Below are 12,732 nucleotides of genomic sequence, written 5' to 3'. Positions count from 1 at the left end.
CGATGAATACTGACGACAAAGAACTGTTCCGGCGTGAGATGGAAGACGTGACGCCGCTCAAACCCTCGGATCGGGCATTCTTGCGTCCGCAGGAGGCGCCGACGCCGGGTCAGCTCTATCGACGGTCGGCGGCGCAGCGGGCGACGGGGCGCGATGCCAATTTCCTCACCACTGATTTCGTTGAATTCGTCGATCGCGAGTCGGTGCTGAGTTTTCGCCGTCAGGGGATTCAGCGCGCGGTGTTTCGTAAACTGGAGGAGGGCGCCTATGAGATCGAAGCCGTGCTCGACCTGCATCTCCTGAGCGTGGAAGAGGCCAGGACGGCGGTGTTCGAGTTTATCCGTGATTGCATGAAGCATGACGTGCGGACCGTGCTGATCAATCATGGCAAGGGCGGGCGGGAGGCCGGTAAGCCGACCTATCTCAAGAGTTACGTGGCGCGCTGGCTTCCCCAGCTCGACGAAGTGCTCGCCTTCCACAGTGCCCGGCGCTGGCACGGCGGCACCGGCGCCGTGTACGTGATGCTGCGGAAGAGTGAGCGACAGAAGCAGATCACCCGTCAGAAGCTGGGCCTGACCTCGGTCAAGCCAAAATGAGCGCAGAACCGGAGTTCGTCGCGGCGCGCTTTCTGCCGGAAGGCGAGGGCTTCCTCGTCGAACCTCTGGGCGGCGGGTTGATCAACCGGACCTGGCTGGTGTCTCCCGCCGCATCGCCGCGCTTCGTGTTGCAGCGCCTCAATACCCGGGTGTTTGCGCATCCCGGGCGCATCACCGTCAACCTCTGCCGCATCCAGGGCAGGGTCAAGCAAGGTCGTTCCGGACTCGGCGAGCATTGGCCGGATCTGGTCGCGCCGCGGGCAGGCGGCGACGCGTTCATCGATGCCGAAGGCGGCTACTGGCGGGCGCAGCGCTACCTCGAAGGCAGCCGGGTGCTGGAGCGTATCGCGACGGAACGTCAGGCACTGGAGGTCGGTCGGGTGCTGGGAACGTTTCACGCCGCACTGGGCGAGATCGATTGCACAGAGTTGGAAGACACGTTGCCGGATTTCCACATCGCACCCGCCTACCTCGCACGGCTGGACGCGGTTCGGGCATCGGCCGGGGCGGCCGATCCTTCGGTCCGCCAGGCGCTGGATTTCGTCGAGGCGCGGCGGGATTTCGTGCCGGTGCTGGAAAGGGCGAAGGCGGCTGGCCGTTTGGCTCTGCGCATCATCCATGGCGACCCCAAGCTGGCCAATATCCTGTTCGACCGCGACGGCGAGCGCGCCCTCACTCTCATCGACCTCGATACCGTCAAGCCTGGACTGGTGCATTACGACATCGGCGACTGTCTGCGCTCCTGTTGCAACCGTTCCGGTGAATCTTCCGACGATCCGGGAGCGGCCCGCTTCGATCTGGCCCTGTGCGAGGCCATCCTCCGGGGGTATCTCGCGGCGGCGGGAGACATGCTGACGGCCGAGGACCGTGACCACCTCTACGACGCCATCCGGCTGATCCCGCTCGAACTTGGCATCCGTTTCCTGGCCGACCATCTGGCCGGCGACGTGTACTTCCGGGTCGAAAGCCGTGGCCAGAATCTCCGGCGGGCGCGGGTGCAGTTCAGGTTGGTGGAATGCATCGAAGCGGACGAGACGGCGATACGGCGGATCGTAGCCGCGCCGTCGCCTTCGATGGAAACCGGAGAAGGTTGATTGCGCAGCGTGCTCGCCCTCACTGTCCTGCTTTCAGTCGCTCCCAGTATTCCGTGTAGAGTCCGATCGCCTCACCCAGGTCCACCTGGTACTCCCCGCGTTCCAGGACGTCCGCCGGTGGGTAGATCAAGGGGTCGTTCCTGATCTCGGGCGGCAGGATGGCGATGGCGGCGGCATTCGGCGTGGCGTAGCCCACGGTCTCGCTTATCAGCCGGGCTACTTCCGGCCGCAGCAGGTAGTCGATGAGTGCGTGCGCTTCGTCCGGGTTTGTGGCGTTCCTGAGGATCGCCAAGTTGTCCATCCACAGCATCGGCCCTCCCGGGGGCTGAACGAAGCGGATCGCCGGGGTCTCCCGCGCGGCCAGGTAGGCCACGCCGTTCCAGATCATCCCCGCATCCACTTCGCCGGTGATGAACAGGATCTGAGGCGCGTCGGAGCTGAACAGGCGCACATTGGGCATCAGTGCGCGCAGCTTGCGGTAGGCCGCGTCGATGTGGGCGGGGTCGGTCGAATTGACCGGCAGCCCCAGCACCTTCATGGCCATGTGGAACACCTCCCGCATGTCGTTGGGCAGCAGTAGGGCGCGGCGGAACCGTGGCTGCCAGAGGTCGGCCCAGTCGTGCAGACTGGCAGGGTCTATCCGTTCGGCGTTGACCCCGATTCCGGTCATTCCCCACAGATAGGGCACGCTGTAGCGATTCTCTGGGTCGAACGGCAAGTCGAGGTGATGCGGATCGAGATTGCCGAAATGGGGCAGCAGCGAGCGATCCAGCGGTCGCAGCAGGCCTTGTTTGCGCATCCGGTCGACCATATAGGTGGACGGCACCACCAAGTCGTAGCCGCCGCCTTTGAGCAGCTTGACCTTGGCATACATTGCCTCGTTGCTGTCGTAGGTGGCGTAGTGCACCTGGATGCCGGTCTCGCGGGTGAAGTTCTCCAGCACCGCCGGCGGCAGATAATCCGACCAGTTGAAGAAGTGCAGTTCCCGCTGCCCGGCCGCGACAGGGACCAGGAATGCCACGAGCAAGAACGCGGCCCGCCGGATCAGTGCCGGTCTTTGTGCAGCAGCCATTGGGCGAGAACCACGAAGCTCAGCGAGACCGCGAACAGCAGCGAGGCGAGGGCATTCACTTCCGGTTTCACCCCGAGCCGGACCATGGAATAGATGCGCAGCGGCAGGACCTCGAAATCCGGACCGGTGACGAAGAAACTGACGACCGCATCGTCCAGCGACAGGGTGAAGCTCATCAGCCAGCCCGCGGCGATGGCCGGCAGCGCCAATGGCAGCACGACGCGGCGGATGGCGGTCCATTCCCCGGCGCCCAGATCGCGCGCCGCTTCGACCAGGGCGTTGTCGAACCCTTGCAGCCGCGCATGCACGGTGAGGGTGACGAAAGGCAGGCAGAAGCCGGTGTGCGCCAGCCACAGCGTGAACAGGCCCAGCTCCAGGTGCAAGCCGATGAACAGGACCAGCAGCGACACCGCCATGACGATGTCCGGCGACATCAGGGTGACGAACAGCAGGCCCATCAGGAATTTTCTCCCCCGGAACCGGTAGCGGTGCAGGCCGACCGCGCCCAGGGTGCCCACGACGGTCGCAAGGCTGGCGGACAGCGCGGCCACGGCCAGAGAATTGCGGGCCGCGGTGAGGATTTCGGCATCGTTCGCCAGGCTTTCATACCAATCCAGGGTAAAGCCCTGCCAGCCGATGCCGTATTTCGAGGCGTTGAACGAACCCAGGATCAGCACGGCCATAGGCAGGTAAAGGAGGGCGTAGATCAAGACGCCGTACAGCCGGCCGGGCGGAATCGCCGCTGCAATGCCCTTCCCCGGCTCAAAACGGGCGGTATTTTTCATTCGCAGACTCATTGTTCTTCACATGAGCGAATACGTTGTTCGTCGCGGCGGCCGCAGCTGGGAGGCGAGCGCGGCTGAACTCGCCCATCCGTCGCGGGACTAACCGTCGTCCGGGGCGATGCGTTTCGCCGCATACGCATAGAGCGCCAGGAAGGCCAGGAGCAGTCCGATCAGCACCAGGCTGGCGGCGGCGCCGAAGGGCCAGTCCTGGGCCTCCAGGAACTGGTCCTTGAGCAGGTTGCCGACCAGCAGATGGCGCGAACCGCCCAGTACGTCGCCTACGTAGAACAGGCCCAGGGCCGGCAGGAACACCAGCAGGCAGCCGGCGACGATGCCGGGCAGGGTCAGCGGCAGGACCACGTGCCGGAATCTCCGGAAGGGGCCGGCGCCGAGGTCCCGGGCCGCTTCCAGCAGGCGGGGATCGAGCTTTTCCAGGCTGGCGTACAGCGGCAGGATCATGAACGGCAGCAGCACGTGGACCAGGCCGACGATCTCGGCGGTCTGGGTGTAGAGCAGCCGCACCGGCTGATCGATCAGCCCCGCGGCCAGCAGCAGGTTGTTCAGCGCTCCCTTGGCCGCGAGCAGGCCGCGGATGGCATAGATGCGCACCAGCGAGCTGGTCCAGAAAGGCACGATCACCAGGGTCAGCAGCAGTGGGCGCAGCCCTGGCCGGGCGCGGGCCAGGCCATAGGCGAAGGGATAGCCCAGCAGCAGGCAGAGCAGGGTGGCGATGAACGCCGTGGCGAAAGACTCGGCGAAGACATGCAGATAGATCGGGTCGGCCAGCCGGCGGTAGTTGTCGAGCGTCACGGGCCCGCCGGCGAAGCCCGCCGGGCTCCGGCTGAGGAGGCTCAGCCCCACCACCAGCAGGGTGGGTGCCAGCACGAACGACAACAGCCAGCCGGCCAGAAGGCCGACCGTCACGGTTTTGAGGATCTCAGGTCTCTGGCTCATGGGGAAGCACGATTTCCCAGCCCGGCGTCCAGCTCACCCGTACCCGCTGGCCGGGCGGATGATCCAGAGCCGGCGTGTCCTCGCGGAAGAATTCGCTGGTCTTGATCCGCGGTCCGGCATCCAGGGCGATCACTGTGTCCAGGGTCACGCCGCGGTAGGTTCGTTCCAGCACGTGCCCGGCGAGGCCGCCTTCGGCGGCGGCATCATCGTGCACGTGCAGGTCCTCCGGCCGGAGCACCAGGACGAGCCTGGCGCCGACGCGGAATCGCCGGTCGGTTCGCACGGTCAGCGGCGTCCCTGCCAGCTCGACGATCAGGCTGTCCGGAGCCGTGATCGCTGTGACGGTCGCTTCCAGAACGTTGCTCTCACCCGCGAACTGCGCCACGAACAGGTTCGCCGGCCGCTCGTAGATGTCGCGGGGCGGTCCCAGTTGTTCGATCCGTCCCGTCCGCATCACGGCGATACGGTCCGACATCGACAAAGCTTCTTCCCGGTCGTGGGTCACGAAGACGAAGGTGATGCCGGTCTGCCTCTGCAGACCCTTGAGTTCCAGCTGCATCTCGCGCCGCAGTTGATAGTCCAGGGCGCTCAAGCATTCATCCAGCAGCAGGACCCGCGGACGGTTGACCAGAGCGCGGGCCAGCGCCACGCGCTGCTGCTGGCCGCCCGACAGCTGTAGCGGCCGGTGCCCGCCCAGCCCGTCCAGACGCACCATGCGCAATGCCTCCGCGGTTCTCGCCCGGATTTCCGCGCCGCCGAGCTTTTTCATCCGCAGGCCGAAGGCGACATTCTCGGCCACGCTCAGATGGGGGAAAAGGGCATAGCTCTGGAATACCGTGTTGACGTTACGCGCTTCCGGCGGCACGCCGGCGAGTGTTCGCCCGTCCAGGAAGATTTCGCCCGAATCGGGAGTCTCCAGACCGGCCAGAAGGCGCAGCACCGTGGTCTTGCCGCAGCCCGACGGGCCGAGGAGGGTGAGCAGCTCGCCTTCCCGGAGTTCCAGGTTGAAGTCGCGGAGGGCGCAGTGACTGCCGTAGTGCTTGGAAACGGCGCGGAAACTGGCGATGGTGGATCGGGTCATGGCCGCTATTGTCCGATTTTCCAGGATGTTCCGGAACCTGGGCCGTCGGGATGGGCGCATCCGGAGCCGGCTGTTGGCATAATAGGGTCCTTGGATCGGACTCGAGACCTTACCCACCCGGCTGGCCGCGGTGGGGCCGAATCGTAAAACGCATGAGCCACTCCTTCACGCCGCCGTTCTCCCTCCTTCCAGCCAGCCTGCCGGTCTTTCCGCTGCCCGGAGCGGTGGTGATGCCGGGTTGCCAGCTGCCTCTCAACATTTTTGAGCCACGCTATCTCAACATGGTGTTCGATGCTCTGGGAGCAGACCGGATGATCGGCATGGTGCAGCCCGACCCTGCCATGACGGACGAGGACACCGATGCCTTGAGCCGGACGGGGACCGCCGGCCGCATCACTTCCTTCAGCGAGACTCAGGATGGCCGCCTGATCATCGTGCTCACCGGCGTCTGCCGTTTCGACGTCGGTGAGGAGTTGGCAGGCACGCGGGGTTACCGGCGGGTGATGGCCCGCTGGGAGCGTTTCGCCGTCGATTACGAGACCGATGCTGGCAAGCACGAAGAATGTCACCGTCTTTATTCGCTGCTCCGGGCCTACTTCGTCCGCAAGTCGATGGAAGTCGACGATCTGCTGATGGAGAAAATGCCGGTCACGTCCCTGGTCAACCTCATGATTGGCCAGCTGCCCTTCGAAACGGCCGAGCGGCAGGCGCTGGTGGAGGCGGTGTCCCTCGGCGAACGGCTGGAGAGTCTGGCGCGCCTCATCGAATTCAAGCTTGCGGAGCCGCAGATCCAGAGTGCTGCGAGACGCCACTGAGGGGCTGCCGGTGCCGAACGGGCCTACTTGTGCAGCCCGGCGGGCTCGGGCAAGATCGGCGTTGGTGGGCGGCGAGGGATTTCGGATGGAGTGGAGCGGAAAACGGGTTTCGGATGGGAGCGCAACGCGTCCTACGGTGGCCGCTTGGGTGTCAGGCGGATTCGGGAGCGGCGAGTCCGTGGCGGCCTTCAAGGCGTTGGCAACGGAGGCCGAGGCCGGGGATGCTTCGGCCCAGCGGCGCCTCGGCCTGTGTTTCCGTGACGGGCTCGGCACGGACCGGGACATCCACCGGGCGAAGGCGTGGTACCAGCGCTCCGCGGCTCAAAACGACCCGATGGCGGCGCTCGAGCTGGGGCTCATGCTCGAATCGGGCCTTGGAATCTCCTCCGATCACGGCGAGGCGGGGAAATGGTACCGCGTGGCGCTGGACCTGTGGCGGGACCGTGCGGAAGGCGGTGATGCCCTGGGGCAGTTCGTTCTCGGTCTTTGCCATGAGGTGGGAGCGGGCGTCCCCGCCGCCCACCGGGAGGCACTCAAATGGTACGGCCGTTCGGCGGAGCGAGGTTGCGCCCATGCCCAGTGGGCCTTGGGGCGTTTGCACGAGGACGGATTGGGTGTCGTCCGCGATTATTCCGAAGCGGTTCGTTGCTATCGGGCCGCTGCATTCCAGGGACATGCCCGTGCCTGCTTCAATCTGGGCCTGATGGCCGAATTGGGGCTGGGGATGGTGCGGGATGCAGACTGCTCCGCCAGTTGGTACGGCAAGGCGCTGGAAGTCTGGCGGCGGTGGGCGGAGCTAGGCGATCCTGCGGCTGCAACGGCGCTCGCGGCCATGTATGAGGCCGGCCATGGCGTGGCAAAGGACTATGCCGTGGCGGTATGCTGGTACCGGCGGGCCGCCAGGCAGGGTAATCCGCTGGCCCAGTTCGAACTGGGGCGGTTGAGCATGGAAGGCCGGGGGGTGGAACGCAACGATGTCGAAGCGGTAGGCTGGTTCCGGCTCGCGGCCGGGCGCGGCCATGCGGACGCGCAGTTCCACCTGGGGCTGATGCACGAGCATGGCCGGGGAGTGACGCGCCGATTCGAAGAGGCGTTCCGCTGGTATGACAAGGCAGCCGATGAAGGGCCGGCGAGACGTTGGGACGCGTTCCACCGTCTCGTCCCCGCAGCGGGCGAGGTTCCGGAAGGTTGCGGTCTGGGCGCGTGGTGACAGGGCCGGAGTCCTTGGCGTCATCGAGCGTTCTTGGCTGCTTATTCGAGAACGTGTACACGGCTTCCCGGTGTATTGGCGGGACCCGAATTTTCCAGAAGCAGGCAGAGGGGTGGGCAATGAGCAAGGAACGGGAACGGTTCGTCAACCAGCGTGTCGCGATGTCTTTGATTTTGGCCGCCGGACTGTCGGCTGCCTCGTTCGGGGAGGCCGAGGCGGGTACGTTCCTGCGCGCCGCCCGGCCCATTCCCGGGCAATACATCGTGATCTTCCGAAGCGAAGCGGAGAGCGCTGCGGGTTTTGACGGGCTGCTGGGCCGGGTGAGCCGGCTGTACAACACCGTGCCGGCGCAAGTGTGGCGGCATGCCGTCAAAGGGTTCGTGGGCCGGATGTCGCCGGTGGAAGCCGCGGCACTGGCCAACGATCCTTCCGTCGCGCTGGTGGAGGAGGATGGCATTATCTCGATCCACGCCACCCAGTCCGGTGCAACCTGGGGACTGGACCGGATCGACCAGGCCAGTCTGCCGCTGAACGGCACCTACACCTACAACACGACGGGGCAGGGCGTCACGGTCTACGTGATCGACACCGGCATCCGGACCAGCCATTCGCAGTTCGGTGGCCGGGCCAGCGAGGGTTACACGGCGATCAATGACGGCCGGGGCGCCCGCGACTGCGATGGCCACGGCACGCATGTCGCCGGAACCATCGGCGGCTCGACTTACGGCGTCGCCAAGGGTGTCAAACTGGTTTCGGTACGGGTCCTGGATTGCAATGGTTCGGGAACGACGTCCGGTGTGATCGCCGGGGTGAACTGGGTGACCGCCAACGCGCAGGTCCCCGCCGTCGCCAACGTCAGCCTGGGCGGCAGCGCTTCCCAGGCGCTCGATACCGCGGTGCAGAATTCGATCAACGCGGGCGTGACCTATGTGATCGCCGCCGGCAATTCCAACAGGAATGCCTGCGACGAGTCGCCCGGCCGCACCGCCGCCGCTTTGACCGTGGGAGCCACCACTTCTACCGACGCCCGCGCGAGCTATTCCAACTATGGAACCTGCCTGGATATTTTCGCGCCGGGCAGCAGCATCACTTCCGCGAGCAACGCGGGCGACAACGCGACCGAGGTCATGAGCGGTACCTCGATGGCGACGCCGCACGTCGCCGGAGCCGCGGCCTTGTATCTGTCTGCTTTCCCGGGCGCGGCACCGGCTCAGGTCGCATCGGCACTGACCTCCAACGCGACCCCCGGCAAGGTCGGCGGAGCCGGCACGGGGTCGCCCAATCGCCTGTTGTACACGGGGTTCATCGCGGCGCCCGCCGTCGACACCACGCCGCCTCAAGTGACGCTCACCGCGCCGGCGGCTTCGGCCACCTTGACCGGCGCGGTGAATCTCGCCGCCAATGCCGTGGACGAAAGCGGCGGAAGCGGCATCGCCAAGGTCGAATTCCGCGTCGATGGCAAGGTCGTGGGGACTGATACCTCGGCGCCATACGGCGTGGTGTGGGATTCTGCATCCGTGGCGGACGGATCGCACGCTTTCGACGCGATGGCCACCGACAGTGCCGGGAATTCGGCCCTGTCCAATTCGGTCAGTGCCGATACCGCCAATGGCGGCCAGTCCTCCCCCGCGTGTTCGACGACCAGCCAACTGTTGGCGAATCCCGGTTTTGAAAGCGGGACGGTGGCATGGACGGCGTCCGCGGGGGTCATAGACAATTCCAACTCGGCACCGGCGCGCAGCGGAAACTGGAAGGCCTGGCTGAACGGCTATGGCACGATCCATACCGATGACCTGTACCAGCAGGTGACGGTGCCAGTCGATGCCTGCAGCGCCAATTTCAGCTTCTGGCTGCGGATCGCCACCAGCGAATTCACCGGCGCGCCGGCGCGCGACACGCTGACGGTGACGGTGCGCAATACCGCAGGGACTGTGCTGCAGACGCTGGCAACCTATTCGAACAGGGACCGCTCTTCGGGGTATGTCCAACGGCGCTTCGATCTGTCCGCGTACAAGGGGCAGACCATCCGGCTCCAGTTCCGGGGTGTCGAGAATTCGTCCCGGGCCACCAGCTTCCTGGTCGATGATGCGGAGCTGGCGGTGACGCGATAGTGACTTCCGAATCGGGGAGGGGCTGTCCCTTCCCCGGCATGAGGCTGCCGATGAAAGGTTCCTTTTCGAGGTGGCGGGGCGTGGTGTTCGCGGCGGCCATGACCGCGTCTTCCGGTTCCGGCGCCGGCCCCGTCCAGTTCACGCTGCTGGCACAGGGGGCTCAAAGCGGCATCGAGGACGAGCGGAACGTGGTCATTCTCGATGAAGCGGCGCTCCGCTCGCTGTGGACCTCGCACGGTGCGGGCGCTAATCCCGTCCCCCCGCCGCCGCAAGTGGACTTTTCCAGCGAGATGGTGATCGCCGCTTTTGCCGGCACCAGGAACAGCAGAGGTTACCGGCTCACCATCGCCGGTATCGAAGAGATGGATCGCCGCCTGCAAGTGGATCTCTTGCTCGAGCGGCCGGGAGCCGGTTGCATGACGGCGCAAGTTCTGACCCAGCCGCATGTCTGGGCAAAGCTCAGGCGCAGCGCTCTGCCGGTGGAGTTCCGGATGTCCACCGTCGACATCCCATGTGCTGCCGGTGGATGAACCGTTTTCCCGATCGTTCACTCGCTTTTGATGCCCAGGTTTTCCCGCAGCATGGCGATGAAGAGATCGCCCTGCTCGCGGGCGTCGTCGAGGGCGATGTGGGTGTGTGGATGGGGTGAACTCCAGCGTTTGGGCAGATAGTTCTTGCCCGATTTTCCGAAAGTCTGGCGGCGCATCCCCATGGCATAGGAGCGGACGTCGATGCCATGTTCCGAAAAAGGCCGGCGTCCGGTAAAGCGGATCAGATACCAGTAGATCCACATGAAATCCCAGGTGGCTGGCCAGGCAAGAAATATCGGCTTGCCCGGCAGTTCCTCCAGCCAGTCCGCAAAGGCGTTCATAGCCTCTGCCGGCGGCCGCGTGTTCCGGCGGTGGGCATTCCATGCCTCCGGGAACTGCCGCCACCATTCCGCCATGGCCGGATGAGGGGCCGCCCCGGGGAGCGTTTCGAGGTTGACGGTGAATTCACCGAGAAGATCCCCCTGGGCCCCATAGGCCACGGCACCGATGCTGAGCATCGAGTGGGGGCCGGGTATCGGGCCGTCCGCTTCGATGTCTACGCTGACATAAATTTCCCCTGCTTTGATCTTGGTCATGGGCTTGCTCCTGAATGACGGTCACTATTCCCGAATACGGGGCGGGCCGTCAAACATCGGGCCGATGCCGGGCCCATTGCTTCCTTGCGTTGCCCAGACGGTTACGTTAAAGTTCTGCGGATTTTATGCCGTGAGTGAATTCCCACAGAAAACTGGGGGTAATGACCGAATGCTGCATGAGCGGAGCTTCGAAACGGAGTCTCCTGCGGGCGCTTGAGGTGCGGAACGGGCCGGTTCCATGATTGAGTCCGAGCGGGATCCACAGACAGGCGGCAAGCGAATCGTCCTGAAACCCAATGCATCGCTGACGCGCGTGCAGGCCCGTCTGCTGCTCTGCGGGTTCGCTCTGGTGCTGGTTTCCATCGGGTCGGCGTTCGCCTTCCTTGGCTGCTGGTTCGTTCTGCCGTTTGCCGGTGCAGAATGGCTGGTACTGGCTTATTGTTTCAGCCTGGCTTTCCGGCAGTCGGCGGTGCGCGAAGTGATCACGGTAACGGACGCGGACGTCATGCTGGAGCGTGGAATCCGCGGTCCGGACGAGACTTACCGGTTCCGCCGCGCCTGGCTCGGTGTCAGCCTGGACGGGCCGGCGGCGGCAGGGCATCCCAGCCGGCTATGCCTGAAGCGTCATGGCAGGAAGATAGAGATCGGTCGTTTTCTGGTGGAGTCGGAGCGCGAGGCGCTGTACCGGGAATTGAAAAAAGAACTGACGAATGGCTAGTGGTTCGATCCGCAAAACATTGACCTGAGATACCGAGGAGAGGGCTCCGTGAAAAAACTTAAGCTACTGATCACCGGGCTGGGGATCGCAACGTTCGGGGAGGCGAGTGCCGACTATGCGCTGAATCTCTCGCCCGGCGTCACCCAGTTGAGCCGGGATATCTATGATCTGCATATGTATATCCTGTGGATTTGCGTGGCGATCGGTGTGGGCGTGTATGGCATGATGGTCTATTCCATCATGCACCATCGCAAGTCGAAGGGAGCGGTGCCGGCTCATTTCCATGAGAACACCAAACTGGAAGTCGTCTGGACCATCATTCCCTTCATCATCCTGCTGGCCATGGCGATTCCTGCGACCAAGGTGATGATCGAGGCTTATGATACGAGCGCATCCGACATGACCGTCAAGGTCACCGGCTACCAGTGGAAGTGGCGTTACACCTACCTCGACAACGGCATTGACTTTTTCAGTACACTCGATGCGAAGAGCAACGAAGCGCGTCAGTTGGGCGTTCGGTCCAATCCCGAAGCGGTGCCGAACTATCTCCTGGAAGTCGACAAGCCCTTGGTGATTCCGGCCGGCAAGAAGGTCCGCTTCCTGTTCACCGCCGCCGATGTGATCCATTCCTGGTGGGTGCCGCAGTTCGGCTGGAAGAAGGACGCCATCCCGGGCTATGTGACCGATGCCTGGACCAGGGTCGAGCAGCCCGGCATCTATCGGGGCCAGTGCGCCGAGCTGTGCGGCCGCGACCATGGATTCATGCCGATCGTCGTCGATGTCAAGAGCGAAGCCGACTACAACAAGTGGGTGGAGGAGCAGAAGGCTCAGGCGCAAAAGGCCGTCGCCGATGCTGCCAAGACCTACTCGATGGCGGAGCTGATGGCCAAGGGTGAAGAGGTGTATAACGCAAACTGTGCGGGATGCCACATGACCAACGGCGAAGGCATGCAGGGCATGTTCCCTGCCATCAAGGGCAGCCCCGTCGCCACGGGTGATTTGAATACCCATCTCGATGTGGTCGTAAAGGGCAAGGGTCAGATGATGCCATCCTTCGGCGATTCGCTGAGTCCTGTGGAGATCGCCGCCGTCGTGACCTACCAGCGCAACGGCTTCGGCAACAACATGGGCGATCTGGTTCAACCGTCGGACGTTTCCGCGCGGAACTGA

13 protein-coding genes are annotated in these 12,732 nt (G+C 64.5%); 8 read left to right on the top strand and 5 right to left on the bottom strand.

The genetic code is table 11. The annotated features are described in order from the left end of the window. Positions 1-2 precede the first annotated feature (2 nt). The gene (gene smrA, locus ACSHWJ_RS11415) at positions 3-596 is read left to right on the top strand and encodes a DNA endonuclease SmrA (RefSeq protein WP_218797466.1); all 594 of its coding nucleotides are present in this window, start codon (positions 3-5) and stop codon (positions 594-596) included. Further along, a complete protein-coding gene (locus ACSHWJ_RS11410) occupies positions 593-1,690 on the top strand; it encodes a phosphotransferase enzyme family protein (protein WP_017364860.1) in 1,098 nt (365 codons plus the stop codon). Before smrA ends, ACSHWJ_RS11410 begins: the two co-directional genes overlap by 4 nt. Positions 1,691-1,709: 19 nt before the next feature. Here ACSHWJ_RS11410 and ACSHWJ_RS11405 read toward each other — a convergent pair whose 3' ends face one another. The 4 genes from ACSHWJ_RS11405 to potA all read right to left on the bottom strand — a co-directional run bounded on the left by ACSHWJ_RS11405 (position 1,710) and on the right by potA (position 5,582). Continuing rightward, complete coding sequence (locus ACSHWJ_RS11405; RefSeq protein WP_432539855.1) at positions 1,710-2,762, bottom strand: extracellular solute-binding protein; 1,053 nt, start codon at positions 2,760-2,762, stop codon at positions 1,710-1,712. Then, the gene (potC, locus tag ACSHWJ_RS11400; RefSeq protein ID WP_432539856.1) at positions 2,735-3,547 is read right to left on the bottom strand and encodes a spermidine/putrescine ABC transporter permease PotC; all 813 of its coding nucleotides are present in this window, start codon (positions 3,545-3,547) and stop codon (positions 2,735-2,737) included. The genes ACSHWJ_RS11405 and potC overlap by 28 nt, the downstream gene beginning before the upstream one ends. Positions 3,548-3,646: 99 nt before the next feature. After that, positions 3,647-4,501 (bottom strand): spermidine/putrescine ABC transporter permease PotB, encoded by an 855-nt coding sequence (gene potB / locus ACSHWJ_RS11395; protein WP_218797470.1) that lies wholly within the window; start codon positions 4,499-4,501, stop codon positions 3,647-3,649. After that, positions 4,485-5,582, bottom strand: coding sequence for a spermidine/putrescine ABC transporter ATP-binding protein PotA (gene potA / locus ACSHWJ_RS11390; RefSeq protein ID WP_432539857.1), 1,098 nt, complete (start codon positions 5,580-5,582; stop codon positions 4,485-4,487). The genes potB and potA overlap by 17 nt, the downstream gene beginning before the upstream one ends. A 152-nt stretch (positions 5,583-5,734) precedes the next feature. Between potA and ACSHWJ_RS11385 the strand changes: the two genes are divergently transcribed. The 4 genes from ACSHWJ_RS11385 to ACSHWJ_RS11370 all read left to right on the top strand — a co-directional run bounded on the left by ACSHWJ_RS11385 (position 5,735) and on the right by ACSHWJ_RS11370 (position 10,248). Beyond that, on the top strand, positions 5,735-6,397 hold the full coding sequence (locus ACSHWJ_RS11385; protein ID WP_432539858.1) for an LON peptidase substrate-binding domain-containing protein: 663 nt from the start codon (positions 5,735-5,737) through the stop codon (positions 6,395-6,397). A gap of 178 nt (positions 6,398-6,575) precedes the next feature. Continuing rightward, positions 6,576-7,607, top strand: a complete 1,032-nt coding sequence (locus ACSHWJ_RS11380; protein WP_432539859.1) for an SEL1-like repeat protein — start codon at positions 6,576-6,578, stop codon at positions 7,605-7,607. A gap of 119 nt (positions 7,608-7,726) precedes the next feature. After that, positions 7,727-9,718, top strand: a complete 1,992-nt coding sequence (locus ACSHWJ_RS11375) for a S8 family serine peptidase (protein WP_010960195.1) — start codon at positions 7,727-7,729, stop codon at positions 9,716-9,718. A gap of 50 nt (positions 9,719-9,768) precedes the next feature. Then, positions 9,769-10,248, top strand: a complete 480-nt coding sequence (locus tag ACSHWJ_RS11370) for a protease complex subunit PrcB family protein (protein ID WP_010960196.1) — start codon at positions 9,769-9,771, stop codon at positions 10,246-10,248. Positions 10,249-10,265: 17 nt separating this feature from the next. Here ACSHWJ_RS11370 and ACSHWJ_RS11365 read toward each other — a convergent pair whose 3' ends face one another. Next, on the bottom strand, positions 10,266-10,844 hold the full coding sequence (locus tag ACSHWJ_RS11365) for an exonuclease (protein ID WP_282213499.1): 579 nt from the start codon (positions 10,842-10,844) through the stop codon (positions 10,266-10,268). 238 nt (positions 10,845-11,082) lie between these two features. On the opposite strand from ACSHWJ_RS11365, the gene ACSHWJ_RS11360 reads away from it, so the two are divergent. Together ACSHWJ_RS11360 and coxB are read left to right on the top strand one after the other, a co-directional pair. Further along, positions 11,083-11,562 carry a DUF2244 domain-containing protein gene (locus tag ACSHWJ_RS11360; protein WP_010960198.1) on the top strand — a complete coding sequence of 160 codons (480 nt, stop codon included), beginning with the start codon at positions 11,083-11,085 and terminating at the stop codon, positions 11,560-11,562. 48 nt (positions 11,563-11,610) lie between these two features. Beyond that, a complete protein-coding gene (gene coxB, locus ACSHWJ_RS11355; protein WP_010960199.1) occupies positions 11,611-12,732 on the top strand; it encodes a cytochrome c oxidase subunit II in 1,122 nt (373 codons plus the stop codon).

The sequence above is a fragment of the Methylococcus sp. S1M genome, assembly GCF_051295855.1.
GTDB lineage: Bacteria > Pseudomonadota > Gammaproteobacteria > Methylococcales > Methylococcaceae > Methylococcus > Methylococcus capsulatus.
The sequence above is the reverse complement of the archived record's forward strand: the minus strand, read 5'-3'. Positions and strand labels throughout refer to the sequence as shown.